General features: G+C 71.3%; 18 protein-coding genes. 12 read left to right on the top strand and 6 right to left on the bottom strand.

What is annotated here, in order from left to right; translation table 11 throughout:
* Positions 1–126: 126 nt before the first annotated feature.
* The 3 genes from glpK to IF99_RS0105425 all read right to left on the bottom strand — a co-directional run bounded on the left by glpK (position 127) and on the right by IF99_RS0105425 (position 3,802).
* On the bottom strand, positions 127–1,677 hold the full coding sequence (glpK, locus tag IF99_RS0105415; protein WP_030995178.1) for a glycerol kinase GlpK: 1,551 nt from the start codon (positions 1,675–1,677) through the stop codon (positions 127–129).
* Positions 1,678–1,764: 87 nt separating this feature from the next.
* Positions 1,765–2,565 (bottom strand): MIP/aquaporin family protein, encoded by an 801-nt coding sequence (locus tag IF99_RS0105420; protein WP_030995179.1) that lies wholly within the window; start codon positions 2,563–2,565, stop codon positions 1,765–1,767.
* Between the two features lie 472 nt (positions 2,566–3,037).
* On the bottom strand, positions 3,038–3,802 hold the full coding sequence (locus tag IF99_RS0105425) for an IclR family transcriptional regulator (RefSeq protein WP_030995180.1): 765 nt from the start codon (positions 3,800–3,802) through the stop codon (positions 3,038–3,040).
* Positions 3,803–4,117: 315 nt separating this feature from the next.
* On the opposite strand from IF99_RS0105425, the gene IF99_RS35415 reads away from it, so the two are divergent.
* The 5 genes from IF99_RS35415 to IF99_RS0105455 all read left to right on the top strand — a co-directional run bounded on the left by IF99_RS35415 (position 4,118) and on the right by IF99_RS0105455 (position 13,056).
* Positions 4,118–4,243 (top strand): hypothetical protein, encoded by a 126-nt coding sequence (locus IF99_RS35415; protein ID WP_267882232.1) that lies wholly within the window; start codon positions 4,118–4,120, stop codon positions 4,241–4,243.
* Positions 4,244–4,389: 146 nt separating this feature from the next.
* A complete protein-coding gene (gene metH, locus IF99_RS0105440) occupies positions 4,390–7,902 on the top strand; it encodes a methionine synthase (RefSeq protein ID WP_030995181.1) in 3,513 nt (1,170 codons plus the stop codon).
* 291 nt (positions 7,903–8,193) lie between these two features.
* On the top strand, positions 8,194–8,889 hold the full coding sequence (locus IF99_RS0105445) for an HAD family hydrolase (RefSeq protein WP_030995182.1): 696 nt from the start codon (positions 8,194–8,196) through the stop codon (positions 8,887–8,889).
* A 461-nt stretch (positions 8,890–9,350) separates the two neighbouring features.
* Positions 9,351–10,955, top strand: a complete 1,605-nt coding sequence (locus tag IF99_RS0105450) for an ABC transporter substrate-binding protein (protein WP_030995183.1) — start codon at positions 9,351–9,353, stop codon at positions 10,953–10,955.
* 496 nt (positions 10,956–11,451) lie between these two features.
* Positions 11,452–13,056, top strand: coding sequence for an ABC transporter substrate-binding protein (locus IF99_RS0105455; protein WP_030995184.1), 1,605 nt, complete (start codon positions 11,452–11,454; stop codon positions 13,054–13,056).
* 103 nt (positions 13,057–13,159) lie between these two features.
* Here IF99_RS0105455 and IF99_RS0105460 read toward each other — a convergent pair whose 3' ends face one another.
* Positions 13,160–13,831, bottom strand: a complete 672-nt coding sequence (locus IF99_RS0105460) for a response regulator (RefSeq protein WP_030995185.1) — start codon at positions 13,829–13,831, stop codon at positions 13,160–13,162.
* Positions 13,832–13,903: 72 nt separating this feature from the next.
* On the bottom strand, positions 13,904–14,737 hold the full coding sequence (locus IF99_RS0105465; protein ID WP_030995186.1) for a PD-(D/E)XK nuclease family protein: 834 nt from the start codon (positions 14,735–14,737) through the stop codon (positions 13,904–13,906).
* Positions 14,738–15,080: 343 nt separating this feature from the next.
* Here IF99_RS0105465 and IF99_RS0105475 point away from each other — a divergent pair, with 343 nt between their 5' ends.
* The 3 genes from IF99_RS0105475 (at position 15,081) to IF99_RS0105485 (ending at position 18,127) form a co-directional block, all read left to right on the top strand.
* Positions 15,081–16,334, top strand: coding sequence for a site-2 protease family protein (locus IF99_RS0105475; protein ID WP_078654999.1), 1,254 nt, complete (start codon positions 15,081–15,083; stop codon positions 16,332–16,334).
* A gap of 53 nt (positions 16,335–16,387) precedes the next feature.
* Positions 16,388–17,281, top strand: coding sequence for a tRNA (adenine-N1)-methyltransferase (locus tag IF99_RS0105480; RefSeq protein ID WP_030995189.1), 894 nt, complete (start codon positions 16,388–16,390; stop codon positions 17,279–17,281).
* 228 nt (positions 17,282–17,509) lie between these two features.
* Positions 17,510–18,127 (top strand): hypothetical protein, encoded by a 618-nt coding sequence (locus tag IF99_RS0105485; RefSeq protein ID WP_030995190.1) that lies wholly within the window; start codon positions 17,510–17,512, stop codon positions 18,125–18,127.
* A gap of 173 nt (positions 18,128–18,300) precedes the next feature.
* On the opposite strand, the gene IF99_RS0105490 is transcribed toward IF99_RS0105485, so the two are convergent.
* The gene (locus tag IF99_RS0105490) at positions 18,301–18,621 is read right to left on the bottom strand and encodes a ferredoxin (protein ID WP_030995191.1); all 321 of its coding nucleotides are present in this window, start codon (positions 18,619–18,621) and stop codon (positions 18,301–18,303) included.
* A gap of 234 nt (positions 18,622–18,855) precedes the next feature.
* Here IF99_RS0105490 and arc point away from each other — a divergent pair, with 234 nt between their 5' ends.
* The 4 genes from arc to prcB all read left to right on the top strand — a co-directional run bounded on the left by arc (position 18,856) and on the right by prcB (position 23,982).
* Positions 18,856–20,622: a proteasome ATPase gene (gene arc, locus IF99_RS0105495; protein WP_030995192.1), complete on the top strand. Its 1,767-nt coding sequence runs from the start codon at positions 18,856–18,858 to the stop codon at positions 20,620–20,622.
* Positions 20,623–20,911: 289 nt separating this feature from the next.
* On the top strand, positions 20,912–22,423 hold the full coding sequence (dop, locus tag IF99_RS0105500; protein WP_030995193.1) for a depupylase/deamidase Dop: 1,512 nt from the start codon (positions 20,912–20,914) through the stop codon (positions 22,421–22,423).
* 205 nt (positions 22,424–22,628) lie between these two features.
* A complete protein-coding gene (locus IF99_RS0105505) occupies positions 22,629–22,847 on the top strand; it encodes a ubiquitin-like protein Pup (protein ID WP_007828998.1) in 219 nt (72 codons plus the stop codon).
* 292 nt (positions 22,848–23,139) lie between these two features.
* Entirely contained in the window at positions 23,140–23,982 is an 843-nt protein-coding gene (gene prcB, locus IF99_RS0105510; RefSeq protein WP_030995194.1) for a proteasome subunit beta, read from the top strand.
* The last annotated feature ends 2 nt before the right edge of the window (positions 23,983–23,984 follow it).

A 23,984-nucleotide genomic window follows, 5' to 3' on the forward strand; every position in this document is an offset into this window, starting at 1 on the left:
GCGGGGCACCCGCGGCTCCCTCCGGTGATCCGGGTCGGTCCCCGGAGGGGGTCCGGGACGGGGACCGGAGCGGGGCGCGACCTCTTCGTCCTGTGCGCCCGCTCCGGGCCCCGTCCCGGCGGGGGTTCAGCTCTCGTCGTCGTCCAGCCAGCCCATGGTGCGCTGGACGGCCTTGCGCCACTTCTTGTACTCGGCCTCGCGGGTCTCTCCCGGCATCTTGGGCGTCCACTCCGCCGCCCGGCGCCAGTTGGCCCGCAGTTCCTCGACGTCGTTCCAGAAACCGACCGCGAGACCGGCCGCGTACGCCGCTCCCAGACACGTGGTCTCGGCCACCATCGGCCGCACCACGGGCGCGTCGAGCACGTCCGAGAGCGTCTGCATCAGCAGGTTGTTCGAGGTCATGCCGCCGTCCACCTTGAGGGCGGTCAGCTCGACCCCGGAGTCCTTCTTCATCGCGTCCGCGATCTCCCTGGTCTGCCACGCGGTGGCCTCCAGGACGGCGCGGGCGATGTGCGCCTTCGTCACGTACCGGGTGAGCCCGGCGATCACGCCGCGCGCGTCCGGGCGCCAGTACGGGGCGAAGAGCCCCGAGAAGGCGGGGACGAAGTAGGCGCCGCCGTTGTCCTCGACGGAGGAGGCGAGCGTCTCGATCTCGGCCGCCGAGTTGATGAGGCCCATCTGGTCCCGCATCCACTGCACGAGCGAGCCGGTGACCGCGATCGAGCCCTCCAGGGCGTAGACGGGGGCCTGGTCGCCGATGCGGTAGCCGACCGTGGTGAGCAGCCCGCTGTAGGAGTTGATCGCCGTCGTGCCGGTGTTGATGAGCATGAAGGTGCCGGTGCCGTACGTGGACTTGGCCTCGCCCTCGGCGAAGCACGTCTGCCCGAAGAGCGCGGCCTGCTGGTCACCGAGCGCCGAGGCGACCGGGATGCCGCCGAGCACGTCGCCGAGGAGCCCGCCCTTGACCTCGCCGTAGACCTCGGCGGAGGAGCGGATCTCGGGGAGCACGGACTTGGGCACGCCGATCGAGGCGCAGATCTTGTCGTCCCACTCCAGCGTGCGCAGGTTCATCAGGAGGGTGCGCGAGGCGTTGGTGACGTCGGTGACGTGCACGCCGCCGTTGACCCCGCCGGTCAGGTTCCAGATGACCCAGGAGTCCATCGTGCCGAAGAGCAGGTCGCCGCGGTCGGCGCGCTCCTGGAGCCCGTCCACGTTGTCGAGCAGCCAGCGGATCTTCGGTCCGGCGAAGTACGAGGAGAGCGGCAGGCCCGTCTCGCGCCGGAAGCGGTCCGCGCCGACGTTGCGGCCCAGCTCCTTGCAGAGCGCGTCGGTACGGGTGTCCTGCCAGACGATCGCGTGGTGCACCGGCTCACCGGTGTGCCGGTCCCACAGCATCGTGGTCTCGCGCTGGTTGGTGATGCCGATCGCCTTGACGTCGTCCTTGGTGACCCCGGCCTTGCGGATCGCTCCGGCGACGACCTCCTGCACGTTGTCCCAGATCTCGGAGGCGTCGTGCTCGACCCAGCCCGGCTTCGGGAGGATCTGCTCGTGTTCCTTCTGGTCGACCGCGACGATCCGGCCGTCCCGGTCGAAGACGATGCAGCGGCTCGACGTCGTGCCCTGGTCGATCGCGGCGATGAAGGGGCCGGTGCCGTGTCCGGTGGTGGCGGTGCTCATGAGTGGCGCTCCTGTTTACGTCATACGTCGGTGTACGTCGTGGCCGCGGGCGGGTCGTGCGACCCGGGCCGCGGTACGGGGTCTGGCTCAGGCGAAGCAGAGCCGGTAGACCCCGCCGGCCGCCGCGGCGCCGAGGAGCGGCGCGAAGACCGGGATCCACGCGTACCCCCAGTCCGAGCCGCCCTTGTCCTTGAGCGGGAGGAGGGCGTGGACGATGCGCGGGCCGAGGTCACGTACCGGGTTGATCGCGTACCCGGTCGGGCCGCCGAGCGAGAGACCGATGCCGACCACGACGAGGGCGGTGATGAGCACGCCCAGGGTGCCGAGACCCTTGCCGCTGTCGTTGAGGCCCTGCGTGAGGATCGCGAGGACCAGCACGAAGGTGGCGATGACCTCCGTCATCACGTTCTGCACGGTGTTGCGGATCTCGGGACCGGTGGAGAAGACGCCGAGGAGGGGACCCGCCTTGGGGGAGGCCTGCTTCTCGATGTCCACGAGGCCCTCCTCGCCCTTGGGGCCGGGGCTCACGAACTCGGGGTCCGCCAGGTGCGCCCTGAACTGGCCGTAGTAGGCGAGCCAGACCAGCACGGCGCCGGCCAGCGCGCCGGCCAGCTGCGAACCCATGTACAGCGGTACGTCGCTCCACTTGGTGCCGCCCTCGATAGCGAGGCCCAGCGTGACCGCCGGGTTGAGGTGGGCCCCGGAGGGTCCGCTCGCGATGTAGGCGCCGGTGAGGACGGCGAAACCCCAGCCGAAGGCGATGGCGACCCAGCCCGCCCCGTATGCCTTCGACCGCTTGAAGGTGACGGCGGCGCACACACCGCCACCGAGCAGTACCAGAACGGCGGTCCCGATGAACTCGCCGAAGAAAATATCGGAGCTGGACACCCGCGACTCCTTTGTCCTTCGTCCAGGGGTGGCGAACCCCTTGTCCCCGGGGGGTGGGCCACCTCCGGTGAGGAGGGGCGCTGCCGACCCGTGGCGTGTGGCCACCCTAACGCTGTTTCTCGTCAACTGTTCGACAATGCCGACCAATGACCGGCAGTTTTCTCCTCGGGCGGCACCCCGTCAACCCTCCTGCACGCTGGATCACGGGGCACTCGCCCCCTCAGTGTGGTGTGCGGCACACCGTCCGGCGAGTGGGCGAGCGGCTCGCGTGCGGCGGCACGCGCCTTTTGCCCGTGTACGTGCGGGGAGCGGGGCCGTCGCGGCGGGACCGGGGCTGTGGCGAACGGGTGACGGGCGGGGGTGGGGGTGTCGTTTCGCGCGGGGCGGGACGGGCGGGTGCGCGCCGACAAGGGGCGAGGCCGGGCGAGGTGGTGGGTGGGGGCCCGCCGGGAGGTGGGGGTGTGCGTGCCCGTCAGAAGCGGGCCGCTCCGAGGTCGCGGGAGACGGAGCGGGCGCACTCGCGGACCGCGGCGATCAGCTCGGGGCGCAGGGTGCCCTCCGGGCACAGGCGCTCGACCGCGCCCGTGACGGCGACCGCGCCCACCGGGAGGGCGCGGCGGTCGTGAATGGGGGCGGCCACCGAGGTCACGCCCTCCCAGGTCTCCTCCAGGTCGGCCGCCCAGCCCCGCTTGCGGGTCTCGTCGAGCACCGCGGTGAACTCCTCCGTGCCGGTCACCGTGCGCCCCGTGAAGGACTTGCGCTCGTTCTCCAGCGCCTCGCTGCGGGCCACCGGGTCGAAGGCGCACAGGACCTTGCCGAGCCCCGTGGAGTGCAGCGGCTGCATCGCCCCCACCTCCAGGACCTGCCGGCTGTCGTCGGGCCGGAAGACGTGGTGCACCACGAGCACACCGCCCAGGTGCAGCACCCCCAGGTGCACGCTCTCGCCGCTGGAGCGCGCCAGGTCGTCGGTCCACACGAGCGCCCTGGCCCGCAGTTCGTGCACGTCGAGGTAGCTGTTCCCGAGCCGCAGCAGCTCCGCGCCGAGCTGGTACCGCCCCGAGGCGGGGTCCTGCTCCACGAAGCCCTCCGCCTGGAGGGTGCGCAGGATGCCGTGGGCGGTGCCCTTGGCCAGGCCGAGGGTCGCGGAGATGTCCGACAGGCCCAGTCGCCGCTCGCCGCCCGCGAGCAGCCGCAGCATCGCCGCCGCCCGCTCCAGCGACTGGATGTTCTTCGCCATCAGCCCGGTGTCTCCTCAGTTCTCCGCGGGCCGGCGCCGCCCGGACCCTCGCTGTGCGCACCCATGATCGCGCACATCCTCTGCTCCCCCTGGTCGGCGATGCTGAACATCATGCGCCTATGCCGAAGCCGTGTCACGGGCCCCGCACCGGAACCGGGCGCGCCGTCCGGCCACGGGACTGCGAACGGGCGTACAGCGCTGTCCGCAGGGGGCGAAGCGGTCATAACGTGGCGGAAGACGCGCGGCCCTGCCGGAGCCCCGGCGCCGCCCGCGCGTCCCCCCACCCGTGCCCCCCCACAGCAGGGACACCACGCCATGTCGCAGGAACACCTTCCCGCCCCCGCGCCCGGGAAGCCCGGCACCACCCCGCGCCCGCCGCCCGGCCCGTCCCCCGCGACGCCGCACGGTCTCCCCGCCGACCCGCCCGCCGCGCGCGCCTGATCCGGCCGTGCGGCCGGGCCCCCGGGCGTCCGCCCCGTGGAACGGCCCGACGCCCGGCAGCGCCCGCCCGTTAGGCTGCCCCTGTGCGCCGCCCGCCACCGGGACAGCGCAAAGCCGACAGCCGTCGCACCTCAGGGAGCACACCCATGGCCCACCCGCCCCTCCATGCCGCAGACCGCGTCACCGCGCTCCGCGAAGCCCTCGCCTCCCGCGTGGTCGTCGCCGACGGAGCGATGGGGACGATGCTCCAGGCGCAGAACCCCACCCTGGAGGACTTCCAGGACCTGGAGGGCTGCAACGAGGTCCTCAACGCCACGCGCCCCGACATCGTCCGCTCCGTGCACGAGGCGTACTTCGACGTCGGCGTCGACTGCGTCGAGACCAACACCTTCGGCGCCAACCACTCCGCGTTCGGCGAGTACGACATCGCCGACCGCATCCACGAGCTGTCCGAGGCCGGCGCCCGCCTCGCCCGCGAGACCGCCGACAGCTACACGGCCCGCGACGGCCGCACCCGCTGGGTCCTCGGCTCGATCGGCCCCGGCACCAAGCTGCCCACGCTCGGGCACCTCCCGTACGGCGTCCTGCGCGACGGCTTCCAGCAGAACGCCGAGGGCCTGCTCGCCGGTGGCGCCGACGCGCTGATCGTCGAGACGACGCAGGACCTCCTCCAGACCAAGGCAGCGGTCCTCGGCGCCCGCCGCGCGCTCGACGCGCTCGGCGCCGACGTCCCGCTCATCGTCTCGCTCGCCTTCGAGACGACGGGCACCATGCTCCTCGGCTCCGAGATCGGCGCCGCGCTCACCGCGCTCGAACCCCTCGGCATCGACCTCATCGGCCTGAACTGCTCGACCGGGCCCGCCGAGATGAGCGAGCACCTGCGCTACCTCGCCCAGCACTCCCGCATCCCGCTCACCTGCATGCCCAACGCGGGCCTGCCCGTCCTCACGAAGGACGGCGCGCACTTCCCGCTCACCGCCCCCGAGATGGCGGACTGGCAGGAGAGCTTCGTCAACGACTACCGCCTCTCGCTCGTCGGCGGCTGCTGCGGCTCGACCCCCGAGCACCTGCGGCAGGTCGTCGAGCGCGTACGGGACATGGCGCCGGGCACCCGCGAGCCCCGCCCCGAGCCGGGCGCCGCCTCGCTCTACCAGACGGTCCCCTTCCGGCAGGACACCTCCTACCTCGCGATCGGCGAGCGCACCAACGCCAACGGCTCCAAGAAGTTCCGCGAGGCCATGCTCGAAGGCCGCTGGGACGACTGCGTCGAGATGGCACGCGAGCAGATCCGCGAGGGCGCGCACATGCTCGACCTGTGCGTCGACTACGTCGGCCGCGACGGCGTCGCGGACATGCGCGAACTCGCCGGGCGCTTCGCGACCGCCTCCACACTCCCGATCGTCCTCGACTCGACCGAGGTGAACGTCCTGGAGGCCGGGCTCGAAATGCTCGGCGGCCGGGCCGTCATCAACTCCGTCAACTACGAGGACGGCGACGGCCCCGAGTCCCGCTTCGCGCGGGTCACCTCGCTCGCCAGGGAGCACGGCGCCGCGCTCATCGCGCTCACCATCGACGAGGAGGGCCAGGCCCGCACCGTCGAGACCAAGGTCGCCGTCGCCGAGCGCCTCATCGCGGACCTGACGGGCAACTGGGGAATCCACGAGTCGGACATCCTCGTCGACTGCCTCACCTTCACCATCTGCACCGGCCAGGAGGAGTCCCGCAAGGACGGCATCGCGACGATCGAGGCGATCCGCGAGCTGAAGCGCCGTCACCCCGACGTGCAGACCACGCTCGGCCTCTCCAACATCTCCTTCGGCCTCAACCCGGCCGCGCGCATCCTCCTCAACTCCGTCTTCCTCGACGAGTGCGTCAAGGCGGGACTGGACTCGGCGATCGTGCACGCCAGCAAGATCCTGCCGATCGCCCGCTTCAGCGAGGAGGAGGTCGCCACCGCGCTGGACCTGGTGTACGACCGCCGCGCCGAGGGCTACGACCCGCTGCAGAAGCTCATGCGGCTCTTCGAGGGCGCGACGGCCAAGTCCCTCAAGGCGGGCAAGGCCGAGGAACTCGCCGCCCTGCCGCTCGACGAGCGCCTCAAGCGCCGCATCATCGACGGCGAGCGCAACGGCCTCGAAGCCGACCTCGACGAGGCCCTGCGCACCCGCCCCGCCCTCGACATCGTCAACGCCACGCTCCTCGACGGCATGAAGGTCGTCGGCGAGCTCTTCGGCTCCGGGCAGATGCAGCTCCCCTTCGTGCTCCAGTCGGCCGAGGTCATGAAGACCGCGGTCGCCCACCTGGAACCGCACATGGAGAAGTCCGACGCGGAGGGCAAGGGCACCATCGTGCTCGCCACCGTGCGCGGCGACGTCCACGACATCGGCAAGAACCTCGTGGACATCATCCTCTCCAACAACGGCTACAACGTCGTCAACCTCGGCATCAAGCAGCCTGTCTCCGCGATCCTGGAAGCCGCCGAGGAGCACCGCGCCGATGTCATCGGCATGTCCGGGCTCCTGGTGAAGTCCACGGTGATCATGAAGGAGAACCTCCAGGAACTGAACCAGCGCGGCATGGCGACCGACTACCCCGTCATCCTCGGCGGCGCCGCGCTCACCCGGGCCTACGTCGAGCAGGACCTCCACGAGATCTACGAGGGCGAGGTGCGCTACGCCCGCGACGCCTTCGAGGGGCTGCGCCTCATGGACGCCCTGATCGGCGTCAAGCGCGGCGTGCCCGGGGCGGCCCTGCCCGAACTGAAGCAGCGGCGGGTACGGCCCACCGCGAGCGCCGTCGTCACGGAACTCGCCGAGGGCGAGGAGGAGGGCCAGGTCCGCTCGGACGTCGCGACCGACAACCCGGTCCCCACCCCGCCCTTCTGGGGCAGCCGCGTCGTCAAGGGCATCCCGCTCAAGGACTACGCCTCCTGGCTCGACGAGGGCGCGCTCTTCAAGGGCCAGTGGGGCCTGAAGCAGAACCGCACGGGCGAGGGCCCCGGCTACGAGGAACTGGCCGAGACCGAGGGCCGCCCCCGCCTGCGCGGCTGGCTCGACCACCTCCAGACCGAGAACCTCCTCGAAGCCGCCGTGGTCTACGGCTACTTCCCGTGCGTCTCCAAGGGCGACGACCTCATCCTCCTCGGCGAGGACGGCTCCGAGCGCACCCGGTTCACCTTCCCCCGCCAGCGGCGCGGACGGCGCCTGTGCCTCGCGGACTTCTTCCGCCCCGAGGAGTCCGGCGAGACCGACGTCATCGGCCTCCAGGTCGTCACCGTCGGCTCCCGCATCGGCGAGGCCACCGGCAAGCTCTTCGCCGCCGACGCCTACCGCGACTACCTCGAACTGCACGGGCTCTCCGTCCAGCTCGCCGAGGCGCTCGCCGAGTACTGGCACGCCCGGGTACGCGCCGAGCTGGGCTTCGGCGGCGAGGACCCCGCCGACGTCGAGGACATGTTCGCGCTCAAGTACCGCGGTGCCCGCTTCTCGCTCGGCTACGGTGCCTGCCCCGACCTGGAGGACCGCGCGAAGATCGCCGCGCTCCTGGAGCCCGAGCGCATCGGCGTCCAGCTCAGCGAGGAGTTCCAGCTCCACCCCGAGCAGTCCACCGACGCCCTCGTCATCCACCACCCCGAGGCGAAGTACTTCAACGCCCGCTGAGTCGCGGAAAGGGCGGGGACGCGGAAAGGGCGACGGCCCCCGGCGGGGCGGTACGCCGTTCCGGCGGCGGTCCGGAGCCCGTGAGGGCGGTACCGGCCGGGGCAGGGGGCGTTCCGGGCCGGTACGCCCCGCCGTGGCGGTACGAGGCTGGGGTACCGGGGCCCCCGCGCCCGCCCCCGCCCGTACCGCCCCGTGACCGCGTCCCCACCCGGTGTGTCCGTCGGCGATGCGCTCGCCGCCGCGCGGACGTAGACTGACCGGCCCTGCTGGCACCCCACGGAGGTTCGCCGGATGACGAGCACGATCCCCACCACGCCCCTCCTGACCGGCCGCGCCGGGCCCCTCGCCGCCGTCCTGCTCGACATGGACGGCACGCTGCTCGACACCGAGGGCCTGTGGTGGGAGGCGGAGGTCGCGGTCTTCGCACGCCTCGGTCACCGGCTCGACGAGTCCTGGCGCGGCATCGTGGTGGGCGGCCCGATGACCCGCAGCGCGGGGTACCTCATCGAGGCCACCGGGGCCGCCATCGCCCTGGAGGAGCTGAGCGGCCTGCTCAACGACGCCTTCGAGGAGCGCATCGCCCGCGACCTGCCGCTCATGCCCGGCGCGGCGCGGCTGCTCGCCGAGCTGCACGGCGCGCGGGTCCCCACCGCCCTCGTCTCCGCCTCGCACCGCCGCATCATCGACCGCGCCCTCCCCGCGCTCGGCGCCCACCACTTCGCGCACACCGTGGCGGGCGACGAGGTCACCCGTACGAAGCCCCACCCCGAGCCCTACCTGCACGCGGCCCGCAGCCTCGGCGTGGACCCGGCCCGGTGCGTCGTCATCGAGGACACCGCGACGGGCGTCGCCTCCGCCGAGGCGGCGGGCTGCCGCGTCCTCGCGGTGCCCTCCGTGGCCCCGATCCCGGCCGCCGCGCGCCGCACGGTGGTGCCTTCGCTGGACTCCGTGGACCTCGGCTTCCTGCGCGGGTTGTGCGCGCCCTGAGCCGAGCCGCCGCCCACATGGCAGACCACCGGACCGATATCCGGACAGCCGGTCCGTGTGCGCACGTGACTGCCGGGCCCCGGAAGGAAACCGCCGCCGGAAGGGGGTCGCTTGCCCCATTCGCGCGTCATGCGGTGAGCTTTCTCACTCCGGGCCCCGGTCGGCAGTGATCACGCTCCGTGTGCCTGTCCGGTATCCGGTGCGTGAGGCCGCGTCCTTGTGTCCACATTTGATGAGCCTTCGGTGAAACCTCACCCGGCCGCTGCTCCGTACCGTTGACAGCCTGTTCCCCTGCGTGTTCCTCCCGCGCGCGGCCCCGCCCCGACCGACCGTCAAAGGCCGCTGTGCGGGGCATTAATCTCAACGCGGGACACGACGGTGTTTCTTCTCGCACCGACCCGGCGGGGCCGCGCGTCTTCCTGCGCCTGGCCCGGGACCGACAGCTCTGGAGACATACGCGCATGAACCGCAAGACTTGGGTGCTGCCCGTCGCCCTCGGCGTGCTCGCCCCCGTCCTCGCCGGCTGCGGCGACTCGGGCACCGGCGCCGGCGGTGGCAAGCCCATCGTGGTCGGCACCACCGACGCGTACGAGAAGAGCGCCGACGCGCCCGCGCCGCTCGACCCGGCCTACGCCTACGACAGCGCCCTGTGGAACGTGCTGCGCCAGACGGTCCAGTCCCTCGTCCGTGTCCCCAGGGGCGGCGGCCAGCCGCAGCCCGACGCGGCCAAGTCCTGCAAGTGGGTCGGCTCCGGCGGCACCGTCTACACCTGCGAGATGCGGGAGGGACTCCAGTTCCCCGACGGCACCGGGATCACGTCGAAGGACGTGAAGTACTCGATCCAGCGCGTGCTCGACATCAAGGACCCGAACGGGGCCGTGGGCCTGCTCTCCGGCATCAAGACGATGGACACCCCGGACGAGAAGCACATCACCTTCCACCTCAGCAGCCCCGACGCGACGCTCCCTTACAAGCTCGCCACGCCCGTCGCCGGGATCGTGCAGAAGAAGTTCTACCCGCCGAAGTCGCTGCGCAAGGGCTACGTCCTGGACGGCTCGGGCCCCTACACGCTGAAGGCCGAGACCAACAGCAAAGCCGTGACGCGGGTGAAGTTCACCAAGAACCCGAAGTACAAGGGCCCGCTGACGGTGAAGAACAACCGCGTCGACCTCGTCTCCTACGCCGGTGCCCCCGCGCTCGGGGACGCGCTGGAGGCCGGGAAGATCGACGTCATGACCGGGAAGTTCGACCCCTCCCAGGTCGATTCCCTGCTCGCCAACCCGCCCCAGCGCGTCCAGTTCATGGAGGTGCCGGGTCTCGAGACGCACTACCTCATCTTCGACACCAGCGACGCGGCCACCTCGAAGCCGGTCCGGCAGGCCGTGGCGCAGCTCATCGACCGCGGCGAGATAGTCAGCAAGGCGTACGCGCCCATCGCCGATCCGCTCTACTCGCTGGTCCCGGCCACCATCGCCGGGCACACCAACTCCTTCTTCAACCGCTACGGCAACCCGAACGCCGCGAAGGCGAAGGCCACCCTGGAGAAGGCCGGGATCACCACCCCGGTCAAGTTCGACATCTACTACTCCAGGGAGCACTACGGGCCGGCCAAGGAGAAGGAGTACAAGCTCATCCAGAAGCAGCTCAACGACAGCGGGCTCTTCGACGTGTCGCTCAAGGATGTCGCCGACTGGACGAAGTACCGCAAGGAGGGCATGGAGGGCAAGTTCCCCGCCTACACGATGGCGTGGGCTCCCGACTTCCCCGACGCGGACAACTACATCGCCCCGTTCCTCGACGCGGACAACTTCCTCAACTCGCCGTACAACAGCAAGGACATCCGCAAGAGCCTGATCCCCGCCGAGCGGCGCGGGTCGGACCGCGGCGAGGCGGCCCCGGACCTGGAGAAGATCCAGGACATCGTCGCCGACGACGTGCCCGTCGTCCCGATGTGGCAGGGCAAGCAGTACATCGGCGCCCGCGACGACATCACCGGCGCCGAGTGGTCGCTCAGCACCTCCACCGACCTCCAGCTCTGGGAGCTGGCGCGCGGCGTGGGCGACTGACCGCTCTCCGCGGGCAGCGGGTCCCCCTGACGCGTGCCGTGCGGCCAACTCGCGCTTGGCATATGCCAGGTGACTGTACCGGCGGGTAACCATCCGCCCCTGGTGCGGACTTCACGCACCGCCACGCTGTGATCTTTTTCACCGTCTCCGCTGTCGACAACGGGCGACGCCTGTGCAGGCGCCGCCCGTTCGGCATGTCCGGGGGTACCCATGTGTCCCGGTTCATCGACAGGTGCGCGAAAATCTTCCCCCGGCCGATCGTCACTCCCGGCCACCCCGGCTGCGCTGCGTGATCGCCCGGCCACCCCGCTTTCCGGAGCCCCCGCCGCGCGCGCGACTAGTGTCGTCGCGAGCACCACGGCGTTACATCTTCCGCAGCTCCTGGCGCCACCTCCCCGCACGTCCGCACGCCCGGCAGGTACCGGTGATTCCGCATACCCGTACGTCGCGCACGTCCGCCGCCACCAGGGGCCGACAGCTCTGGAGAACGACCAGCATGAACCGCAAGACTTGGGTGCTGCCGTCCGTCATCGGCCTGCTCGCGCCCGTGCTCGCCGGCTGCGGCGGGCTGACGGGCTCGGACGCCAAGGAGAAGCCGATCGTCGTAGGCACCTCCGATGTCTTCGCCGTCAGCAAGGACATCCCCGCCCCTCTCGACCCGGCGTACTCCTACGACATCGCCTCCTGGAACCTCCTGCGGCAGACCGTCGAGCCCCTCATGCGCATTCCGCGCGGTGGCGGCGCGCCGACCCCCGAGGCCGCGCAGGAGTGCTCCTTCACCGACACCGGGCAGCAGCGGTACGTCTGCAAGCTGCGCTCGGGGCTGAAGTTCTCCAACGGGAACCCCATCACGGCGAAGACCTTCAAGTACTCGATCGAGCGCGTCATCCGCATCAACGCCGCGTCGGGCGTCAAGGCCCTGCTCACCAACATCGACACCATCGAGACGCCGAGCGACCGCGAGATCGTCTTCATGCTGAAGACGCCGGACGCCACCTTCCCGTACAAGCTCTCCACGCCGACCGCGGCGGCCGTCGACCCCACGCTCTACCCGAAGAACAAGCTGCGCTCGGGCTTCGTCGTGGACGGCTCCGGCCCCTACACCGTCAAGCTGGAGACCGAGGAGAACACCCTCGTCAACGCCGTCTTCACGCGCAATACGAAGTACAAGGGCAGCATCGAGGTCAAGAACGACCGCATCGACCTGCGCCCCTACAAGGACGGCAAGGGCCTCGGCGCCGCCGTGGCGGACGGTCAGATCGACATGGTCGTCAAGGGACTGACGACCAAGGAGTCCGACGAGTGGCTGGCGAACCCGCCGGATCACGTCGGCGTCACCGAGCTGCCGGCGCTGGAGATCCGCTACCTCGCCTTCGACACCGATGACCCGCTGGTCACCAAGCCCGTCCGGCAGGCGATGGCCCACGTCATCGACCGGGGGCAGATCGCCTCGAAGGTGTACGGCACCTCCGCCGAACCGCTCTACTCGCTCGTGCCCCAGGGCGTCGCCGGGCACAGCAACTCCTTCTTCAACGCCTACGGCGAGCCCAGCGTCTCCAAGGCGCGTGAAGCGCTGACCGACGCCGGAGTCACGATCCCGGTCAAGCTCACGCTCAACTACGCCACCGACCACTACGGGGCGCGCACCAAGGGCGAGTTCGAGGTCCTCAAGAAGCAGCTCAACGACTCGAAGCTCTTCGACGTGGACATCAAGGGCCGCCCCTGGGTCGTCCACAAGCCCGAGGAGCAGAAGGGCAAGTACGAGGTCTACGGGATGGGCTGGTTCCCCGACTTCCCCGACCCAGACAGCTTCATCGCCCCCTTCCTCGACAAGCCGAACTTCCTCAACTCCCCGTACGACAACAAGCGGATACGCAAGGAACTCCTCCCCGAGTCCCGCCGCGCCACCGACCGCCTCTCCACCACCAACGGCAGCCTCCAGAAGATCCAGGACCTCGTCGCCGACGACGTGCCCTTCCTGCCGCTGTGGCAGGGCAAGCAGTACGTCGCCGCCCGCGACGACATCACCGGCGTCGAATGGAGCCTCAGCGCCTCCTCGATCCTCCAGCTCTGGGAACTCGACCGCGGCGTGGGCGGCTGAGCCACCGCGCACACGTACGGCGGCCCGCCCCCGTGGTCCGGGGCGGGCCGCTGTACGTCTGAGGGCCGTTGTCCGCGCGGGACGGGCCGTTGTCCGACCGGGGTCACTGCCCGCCGGGCCGGACCAGTCCGCTCTCGTAGGCGTACACCGCCGCCTGCACCCGGTCCCGCAGGCCCAGCTTCGTGAGGACGTGTCCCACGTGCGTCTTGACGGTCGTCTCGCTCACGAACAGGTCGGCCGCGATCTCCGCGTTGGACAGGCCCCGCGCCACGAGTTTGAGCACCTCCACCTCCCGCTCCGTGAGCGTCTGGAGCGTGCTCGGCGGCTGCTCCTCGCCGGAGGGCAGGTGGCCCGCGTACTTGTCGAGCAGCCGTCGCGTCACGCTCGGCGCGAGCATCGCCTCGCCGCTCGCCACCACCCGGATCGCCTGCACCAGCTCGTGCGCGGGCGCGTCCTTGAGCAGGAAGCCGCTCGCCCCCGCCCGCAGCGCCTCCACGACGTACTCGTCGAGGTCGAAGGTCGTCAGCACGAGCACCTTGACCGGCCCGTCCCGCTCCGGCCCGGTGATCTGCCGCGTCGCCTCGACGCCGTCCATCCGGGGCATACGGATGTCCATGAGCACCACGTCCGGCTGGAGCGCCCGCACCTGGTCGAGCGCCTGCACCCCGTCCCCGGCCTCACCCACCACCGCCACATCGGGCTCGGCCTCCAGGATCATCCGGAAGCCGGTGCGCAGCAGCGGCTGGTCGTCCACCAGGAGGACACGGATCGCCACGGGAAGTCTCCTTCGTTAGCCCGGGGCCATTGTGCCCTGCGGCCGGAGGCGGTACGGGGGGGCGGTACCGGCTCAGGCCCCGGCGCCCGGCGCGGGCGCCTGCCCGGCGCTCCGGACCGGGAGCGGGTACGGCGGGGGAGTGCCGCCGAACTCCGGGCACACCGCCCGGTGATCGCACCAGCCGCACAGCTTGGAAGGGCGCGGGCGCCAGTCCCCGCTCGCCGTCGCCTCCTCGATCGCCCGCCACAGCGCGTGCAGCTTCCGCTCGACGCGCTCCAGGTCGCCGGGGACCGGGTCGTACGTGAGCACGTCACCGCTGCCGAGGTAGACGAGCTGGAGCCGCCGCGGCACGATCCCCTTGAGGCGCCACACCACGAGCGCGTAGAACTTCATCTGGAAGAGCGCGCCTTCCGCGTACTGCGGCCGTGGCGCCTTGCCCGTCTTGTAGTCGACGATCCGCACGTCCCCGCTCCCGGGCGCGATGTCGACGCGGTCGATGATGCCGCGCAGCCGCAACCCGGAGTCGAGCGAGGTCTCCACGAACATCTCGCGCTCGGCGGGTTCGAGCCGGGTCGGGTCCTCCAGCGTGAACCACCGTTCGACGAGCCGCTCCGCCGAGGCCAGCCAGCGTGCGAGCCGCTCCTCGGCCGTGCCCGCCGAGGCGCCGTCCCCGTCCGCCGCGGCCACCGCGGTGAACAACTCGTCGAGTTCCGGTCGCGCCGCGCGCAGCTTCTCCCACTGCCCGGGGAGCAGCGCCGTGGCCCGCTCCGCCGTGCGCTCGGCGGCCGGCGCGTCGAAGAGCCGCTCCAGGACCGCGTGCACGAGCGTGCCCCGCGTCGCCGCCTCGCTCGGCTTCTCGGGCAGCCGGTCGATGACGCGGAAGCGGTAGAGCAGCGGGCACTGCATGAAGTCGCTCGCGCGCGAGGGCGAGAGCGAGGAAGGGGGAGCGGGCGGCCTCGGAGCCGGTACGGGCACGGCCTCCGGGGCCGCGGAAGCCGGGGCCTCGGGTGGTCCGGCAGCAGGGGCCCGCGCGGGTACGGAACCGGGCGCCGCCGGTCCGGGCGACACGCCGCCCTCCGTCGGGGACGCCCCCGTGTCGCCGCTCCCGCCGCCGCCCGTCCCGCGGGCCTCCGGCACCGACACCTGAACCGCACTGCTCTCCATGCCCCCCGACCCTACGGCCCCGCGGCGACATCCCGCCGCATACCATCGACTCCAGCCAAGGCACCGACGAGGGGAACGTTTCACCGTGGACGAACGCGGCGAGAACGGGCAAGCGCCCACCGGAGGTCCCGGCGGTCACCCGCCCGCCCCGCACGGCCCACCCCGCAGACGTCCCCCGCGCGAGCCGGGAGAGCCGGGCAACGGCTTCCTCGTGGGACGCCCCTTCGGCGTACCGGTGTACGTGGCACCGAGCTGGTTCCTCGTCGCCGCCCTCATCACCTGGGTCTTCGGCGGCCAGCTCGACCGCGTCCTGCCCGAACTCGGCGCCGTCCGCTACCTGGTCTCGCTCTTCTTCGCCCTCGCCTTCTACGCCTCCGTGCTCGTGCACGAACTCGCCCACACCGTCGCGGCGCTGCGCTTCGGCCTGCCCGTGCGCCGCATCCAGCTCCAGTTCTTCGGCGGCGTCTCGGAGATCGAGAAGGAGAGCGAACGCCCCGGGCGCGAGTTCGTCCTCGCCTTCGTCGGGCCGCTCCTCTCGCTCGTCCTCGCCGCCGTCTTCTACGGCCTGCTGTACACGGTCGAGCCCGGCACCGTCCCCGGCGTGCTCGTCGCCGGGCTGATGATCTCCAACCTCATCGTCGCCGTCTTCAACCTGCTCCCCGGGCTGCCGCTCGACGGCGGCCGGATGCTGCGCGCCGTCGTGTGGAAGTGCACGGGCAGCGCGATGAAGGGCAGCGTCGCCGCCGCCTGGGCCGGCCGCGCACTCGCCGTCGCCGTCCTGATCGGCCTGCCGCTGCTCACCCAGACGGACCTGCTCGGCGAGGCCCCCGAGAAGGTGAGCGCCACCGACACCGTCTTCGACGCCCTGCTCGCCGCGATCCTCGCCGCGATCATCTGGACCGGCGCGGGCAACGGACTGCGCATGGCCCGGCTCCGCGAGCACCTGCCCGAGCTGCGCGTGCGCACCCTCACCCGCCGCGCCATCCCCGTCGAGGGCACGACCCCGCTCTCCGAGGCGCTGCGCCGCGCCAACGAGGCGGGCGCCCGCGCCCTCGTCGTCGTCGACGGGTACGGGACACCGCAGGCGCTCGTCCGCGAGAGCGGCATCGTCGCCGTGCCCGAGCACCGCCGCCCCTGGGTCGCCGTCTCGACCCTCGCCCAGGACCTCACCGAGGATCTGCGCGTCTCCGCCGAACTCGGCGGCGAGGAACTGCTGGAGCGGCTGCGCGCCCACCCGGCGAGCGAGTACCTCGTCGTCGAGGAGACCGGCGAGATCTACGGGGTCCTCTCCGCCGCCGACGTCGACCGCGCCTTCGTACGGGCCATGGCCCGGCCCTGAGCCCGCGCGGGGGCCGGTCCGGAGCGCCCCGAGGGGCCGGTAGGCTTGCGGGCATGTCCGAACCGACCGGTGCCGCCCGCCGACGCGGGCCCTTCAAGGTCGGGGATCAGGTACAGCTCACCGACCCCAAGGGCCGCCACTACACCTTCACGCTCGAAGCCGGGAAGAACTTCCACACCCACAAGGGTTCCTTCCCGCACGACGAGCTGATCGGCTCCCCCGAAGGCAGCGTGGTCCGCACCACGGGGAACGTCGCCTATCTCGCGTTGCGCCCCCTGCTCCCCGACTTCGTCCTGTCCATGCCCCGCGGGGCCGCCGTCGTCTACCCCAAGGACGCCGGGCAGATCATCGCCTTCGCCGACATCTTCCCCGGCGCGCGCGTCGTCGAGGCCGGCGTCGGCTCGGGCTCGCTCAGCGCCTTCCTGCTGCGCGCCATCGGCGACCACGGGATGCTGCACAGCTACGAGCGGCGTGCCGACTTCGCGGAGATCGCGCGGGGCAACGTGGAGCGCTACTTCGGCGGCCCGCACCCCGCCTGGGAACTCACCGTCGGGGACCTCCAGGACCACCTGAGCGACACCGAGGTCGACCGCGTCGTCCTCGACATGCTCGCGCCCTGGGAGTGCCTGGAGGCCGTCTCCAAGGCGCTCGTGCCCGGCGGCATCCTGTGCTGCTACGTGGCGACGACGACGCAGCTCTCGCGCACCGTCGAGACGATCCGCGAGCACGGGTGCTTCGCCGAGCCCCAGCCGTGGGAGTCGATGATCCGCAACTGGCACGTCGAGGGCCTCGCGGTCCGCCCCGACCACCGCATGATCGGCCACACCGGCTTCCTCGTCACCGCGCGCCGCCTCGCGGACGGCGTCGAACCCCCCATGCGCCGCCGCCGCCCGGCGAAGGGCGCCTACGGGGACGACTACGAGGGCCCGGGTTCGGGCAGCCGCTGATCCTCCGGTGGGACGCCCCGCGCGCACGGGCGTCCCGCCGCCCCGGCTGCGGGCAGTCGGCCGCGCCCGGCGCGGGCGCGCCCCACGGCGTGCCGCACAAGCGGAGGGCGCGTGCCGGGCGTCGCGCGGCGGAGGCGAGATCGAAGACAGGCCTAGCCCGCCGGTGTGAGGTATGGCACGATGCCGACCACCCCACCGGCACGCGCCCACAGCGGGAGACACACCCTCGTGCAGCACTCCGTCGAACCGGAACTCGCCCACACCCGCACCACCCCCCTGCACTGGCTCGCCGTCGCGGCGGCGCTCTGCGCGGTGATCTCCCTCTCCTCGGTGTTCCAGCCCGACGAGGCCGGCGCCACCCCGCACCCCGCGCCCGCGCCCAGCCCCTCGTCCCACGCGGCGGCCCGCCCGGTGCCCGCGCCGGACGCGTCGCTCGCCACCTACCCCCTCACCTGCCCCGCCCCGCCCGGCGAGAAGGCGGAGCCGCCGACGCTCGCCGTGCACGTCGCGGGCGACCTCGACGGGGACGGCAGCCCCGAGACCGTGGCGCTCGTCCACTGCGCGGCGGGCTCCGGCAATCCGCCCGAGGGCCTGTACGTCCTCACCCGTACGGCGGCGCGGAAGACGCCCCGCGTCGTCGCGACCCTCCTCGACCCCGCCGAGCAGCGCACGGTCGAAGACCTCGCGATCCGCCGCGGCCAGGTGCGCGCGAGCGTCCTCGGCTACTCCAGCCTGGACGTCCCCCGTTGCTGCCCCGACGTCCACCAGGCCACGGCCTGGACCTGGCACGGAAAGAGCTTCACCCGCAGCAGCCCCGGCGCCCCGGCGGGCGACGGCCTCGCCTGAACCGGCGTCAGCGGGTCGCGGCAGGGCTCGCGGGCGCCGCTACCGACTCCGGCCGCGCGAGCCCGCGTCCCCGTCGACTGGACGCGCAGGGCGGCAAGGACCGGGAGCCGGGGTGAGGCGGCCCGTAGAGGGAGCGAGCGAGGGCTTGCCCCCGTGCGGGAGCAGGCGGGGGCTCAGCCCGCGTCCGCCTCCGGCCCGTAGACCTCCACGCGGTCCGCGACCCGGCGGACGTGGATGCACTCGCCGGGGCACTCCTTCGCGCTGTCCACGACGTCCCGGAGCAGCGGCAGCGGCACGCGGGTGGTCGCGCCGGGGGCCTGGAGGAGTTCGTCCTCGCCGCTCTTGACGTACGCGAGCCCGTCGATGTCCAGCTCGAAGACCTCGGGCGCGTACTGCGCGCAGATGCCGTCGCCCGTGCACAGGTCCTGGTCGATCCAGACCTCCAGCGGTTCCTCCTCGCGCGCCGCGAGCCCGGACTCCTGCTGTGCGGTCATGTTTCCTGCCGTTTCCTCTGCGTGAAGCCCGCCACCGTCAAGGGGCGTTGAACACCTCGACGATACAACCGGGCCGCTTCATCGGGAGGTGGGTGGGTATTCCCCTCGGGAGAGGGAGAGCGCAAGGGTGAACATCGGACACGCCCCACCGTCTTTTTGATCTAGGGGTTTCAACCGGCACCCGCCCAGGTAGGGTCTGGAAGCGTCCAGCTCCCTTTGGAGGAGGTGAGGACCGTGGCAGCCCACGACGACGACATGAACCGCGGCATCCGCCCGGGCCGGGGGTCCGAGGACCCGCCCGCCCAGGTCGCCCAGCTTGAGCAGGAGATCGCCGTCCTGCGGCGCAAGCTCGCCGACTCACCGCGTCACACAAGAATTCTTGAGGACCGGATCGTCGAGCTTCAGACCAACCTGGCCGGGGTGTCCGCGCAGAACGAACGACTGGCGAGCACCCTCCGCGAGGCCCGCGACCAGATCGTGGCCCTCAAGGAGGAAGTGGATCGCCTCGCCCAGCCCCCCGCGGGCTTCGGTGTCTTCCTCGCGGCGAACGAGGACGGCACCGTCGACATCTTCACCGGGGGGCGCAAGCTCCGGGTGAACGTCAGCCCCGAGATCGAGACCGACACCTTGCAGCGTGGCCAGGAGGTCATGCTCAACGAAGCGCTCAACGTGGTCGAGGCCATGGAGTTCGAGCGCGCGGGCGACATCGTCACCCTCAAGGAGATCCTTGAGGACGGCGAACGCGCCCTCGTGGTGGGGCACACCGACGAGGAGCGCGTGGTGCGCCTCGCCGAGCCCCTCATGGGTGTCACCATCAGGGCCGGAGACGCCCTGCTCCTCGACTCCCGCTCCGGGTACGTCTTCGAGATCGTGCCCAAGAGCGAGGTCGAGGAACTGGTCCTCGAAGAGGTCCCGGACATCGGCTACGAGCAGATCGGCGGTCTGGGCAACCAGATCGAGCTGATCCGCGACGCCGTCGAGCTCCCGTACCTCTACCCGGACCTCTTCAAGGAGCACGAGCTGCGGCCGCCGAAGGGCGTGCTGCTCTACGGCCCGCCCGGCTGCGGCAAGACGCTCATCGCCAAGGCCGTCGCCAACTCGCTCGCCAAGAAGGTGGCCGAGGTCACCGGACAGGCGGCGGGCAAGAGCTACTTCCTGAACATCAAGGGCCCCGAACTGCTCAACAAGTACGTCGGCGAGACCGAGCGGCACATCCGCCTGGTCTTCCAGCGGGCCCGGGAGAAGGCGAGCGAGGGCACCCCCGTCATCGTCTTCTTCGACGAGATGGAATCCCTCTTCCGCACCCGTGGTTCCGGCGTCAGCTCGGACGTGGAGAACACCATCGTCCCCCAGCTGCTCGCCGAGATCGACGGTGTGGAGGGCCTGGAGAACGTCATCGTCATCGGGGCCTCGAACCGCGAGGACATGATCGACCCCGCGATCCTGCGCCCCGGCCGGCTCGACGTGAAGATCAAGATCGAGCGTCCGGACGCCGAGGCGGCGAAGGACATCTTCGCGAAGTACCTCACCGACCGGCTCCCGCTGCACACCGACGACCTCGCCGAGCACTCGGGCGACCGCGCGGAGACCGTCCACGGCATGATCCAGTCCGTGGTCGAGCAGATGTACGCCGAATCGGACGAGAACCGCTTCCTCGAAGTGACCTACGCCAACGGCGACAAGGAAGTCCTGTACTTCAAGGACTTCAACTCCGGCGCCATGATCGAGAACATCGTCGGCCGCGCCAAGAAGATGGCCATCAAGGCCTTCCTCGAACAGAACCAGAAGGGTCTCCGGGTCTCCCACCTCCTCCAGGCATGTGTGGACGAGTTCAAGGAGAACGAGGACCTGCCCAACACCACCAACCCGGACGACTGGGCCCGTATCTCCGGAAAGAAGGGGGAGCGGATCGTCTACATCCGCACCCTCGTCACCGGAAAGCAGGGTGCCGACACCGGTCGCTCCATCGACACGGTGGCGAACACCGGTCAGTACCTGTAGGCGTTCCCCCGCAGGAGGCCGCGGTCGCTCCCCGGAGCCCCGCGGCCTCCCGCGTTGGCGACGGCCGCGGGCGGGCCGTGCCCGGTCGGCGGCGGGCCGGCCGGTGCGAGGAAGACGCGCCGGGCCGGAAGAAGCGAGGAATACCCCTACCAGCGGCGCACAGGCGTTCTAGGCTCAGCGATATCACCGGGCGGCGCGGCGCGAGGACGGGGACCGGGCGTGCGCCCGAGCGCGCACGGTACTGGAGCGCGGCTCCCGCGGGGGAGCGGCGCCGGGCAAGGAGGGCCGCATGACCGTACGGCGAGTAATGGGCATCGAGACGGAGTACGGGATCTCCGTGCCCGGTCACCCGAACGCCAATGCCATGCTCACCTCGTCCCAGATCGTCAACGCCTACGCGGCGGCGATGCACCGGGCCAGGCGGGCACGCTGGGACTTCGAGGAGGAGAACCCGCTGCGCGACGCGCGCGGCTTCGACCTCGCCCGCGAGTCCGCCGACTCCACCCAGCTCACCGACGAGGACATCGGCCTCGCCAACGTGATCCTCACCAACGGCGCCCGGCTCTACGTGGACCACGCCCACCCCGAGTACAGCTCCCCGGAGGTCACCGGGCCCCGGGACGCGGTGCTGTGGGACAAGGCGGGGGAGCGGATCATGGCCGAGGCCGCCGAACGCGCGGCCGCCGTGCCCAACACCCACCCCATCCACCTCTACAAGAACAACACCGACAACAAGGGCGCCTCCTACGGCACCCACGAGAACTACCTGATGTCCCGGGAGACCCCCTTCGGCGACATCGTCCGGCACCTGACCCCCTTCTTCGTCTCGCGGCAGGTCGTCACGGGCGCGGGCCGGGTCGGGATCGGGCAGGACGGCCGCGAGCACGGCTTCCAGCTCAGCCAGCGCGCCGACTACTTCGAGGTCGAGGTGGGCCTGGAGACGACGCTCAAGCGGCCGATCATCAACACCCGCGACGAGCCGCACTCGGACGCCGAGAAGTACCGCAGGCTGCACGTCATCATCGGTGACGCGAACCTCTCGGAGATCTCCACCTACCTCAAACTCGGCACCACCTCGCTCGTCCTCGCGATGATCGAGGAGGGCTTCATCGCCGTGGATCTCGCCGTGGACCAGCCGGTCCGCACCTTGCACGAGGTCTCGCACGACCCCTCGCTCCAGCGGCTCGTGAGGCTGCGCGACGGCCGCACCCTCACCGCCGTCCAGCTTCAGATGGAGTACTGCGCCCTCGCCCGCAAGTACGTGGACGAGCGGTACGGAACCGACGCGGACGAGGAGACCACCGACATCCTCAGCCGCTGGGAGGACACCCTCGACCGCCTGGAGCGGGACCCCTCCAGCCTCTCCAGGGAGCTGGACTGGGTCGCCAAGCGGGAGCTGATGGAGGGGTACCGGCGGCGCGACGGACTCGGCTGGGACGCCGCGAGGCTCCACCTCGTGGACCTCCAGTACGCCGACGTACGGCCCGACAAGGGGCTCTACAACCGGCTCGTCGCCCGCGGCAGCATGAAGCGGCTGCTCAGCGAGGAGGAGGTGTCCCGGGCGGTCTTCGACCCGCCGGAGGACACGAGGGCCTACTTCCGCGGGCGCTGCCTGGCACAGTACGCGGACGAGGTCGCCGCCGCCTCCTGGGACTCGGTGATCTTCGACCTGCCCGACCGTGACTCCTTGCAGCGGGTCGCGACGCTGGAGCCCTTGCGCGGTACACGTACCCACGTGAAGGACCTCCTGGACCGCTGCCGCACGGCCGAAGAGCTGGTCAGGGCCCTGACCGGTCCCTGAGCGGCGCCAATCCGTGACCTCGTGGGGGCCTGAAAAGGCCGCCAGGCGGGAAACATCAGAGCAGGCAGCGCGTTGACCCATCACGGGGCCGGATCGCGGCTCTGCTTGTAGGGTCGGGAGAGAACCGATCTTGGGGCCGGGACGGAACCGGTCCTCCGGCACACCACAGCACATCCAGCGGGGCACACCGAGCGGGGTGAGGTAGATGGCGACCAAGGACACCGGCGGCGGACAGCAGAAGGCGACGCGGTCCACCGAGGAGACCGAGGAACAGACCCAGGACGCACAGGACTCCTCGGATCTCAAGGAACGCCAGGAGAAGCTGAGCGACGACGTGGACTCCGTCCTGGACGAGATCGACGACGTCCTGGAGGAGAACGCCGAGGACTTCGTGCGCAGCTTCGTCCAGAAGGGCGGCGAGTAGCGCACCCCCGTGGGGCCGCGACCCCACGCGTACGGACGCGGGACGTCCCGGGAGACCCCGGGGCGTCCCGCGCCGTGCTTATTGCCCGGCCCCTCCCGTGCCGCACCGTCAAGACGCAGGTCAGCGGCCCGCGCATCCGTGTGGCACGGGTTTGCCACTGTGGGTGGTTCCGCCCGCTGTGGCGGGTAGGGTCCGAGGCGTACACACCGTCATCAACCGCAACCGGGCCCGTCGGCGCGGATGAGTGCCCCCGTGGCGCCGCGACCGGACCACCGCCCGACCGGAGGGAAACATGGGAGCACACACGCGTCACACCGGGCGTCTGCCCGCCGCCTTCCTGACACCCGGTTCCTCCTCGTTCCTGGACTTCCTGTCCGAGCATCAGCCCGAACTGCTGCCCGGCAAGCGGCAGCTGCCCGTCAAGGGGGCGATCGAACTGCCGCACGGGACCACGATCCTGGCCCTCGCCTTCGAGGGCGGCGTGATCCTCGCCGGGGACCGCAGGGCCACGATGGGGAACGTCATCGCCCAGCGGGACGTCGAGAAGGTCTTCCCCGCCGACGAGTACTCGGCGGTCGGCATCGCGGGCACCGCCGGGCTCGCCGTCGAGATGGTCAAGCTCTTCCAGCTGGAGCTGGAGCACTTCGAGAAGGTCGAGGGCGCCCAGCTCTCCCTGGAGGGCAAGGCGAACCGCCTCGCCACGATGATCCGCGGCAACCTCGGCATGGCCATGCAGGGCCTCGCCGTCGTCCCGCTCTTCGCCGGCTACGACGTCGACCGCGGCACCGGCCGCATCTTCTCCTACGACGTCGCGGGCGGCCGCTCCGAGGAGCACGGCTACGCCACGACGGGCTCGGGCTCGGTCTTCGCCCGGGGCGCGCTCAAGAAGCTCTACCGCCCCGGCCTCAGCGCCGAGGAGGCGAGCGTTCTCGCCATCCAGGCCCTCTACGACGCCGCCGACGACGACTCGGCGACCGGTGGCCCGGACCTCGGCCGCCGGATCTTCCCGATCATCAGCGTCATCACGGACGAGGGCTACCGCCGTGTCTCCGAGGAGGAGACCGCCCGTATCGCCGAGGACGTGCAGCGCCGCAGGCTCGCCCAGCCGGACGGGCCGCGCGCCGAACTGCTCTGACC

Origin of the sequence: Streptomyces sp. NRRL F-5630, assembly GCF_000719475.1 — a bacterium.
Classification (GTDB): domain Bacteria; phylum Actinomycetota; class Actinomycetes; order Streptomycetales; family Streptomycetaceae; genus Streptomyces.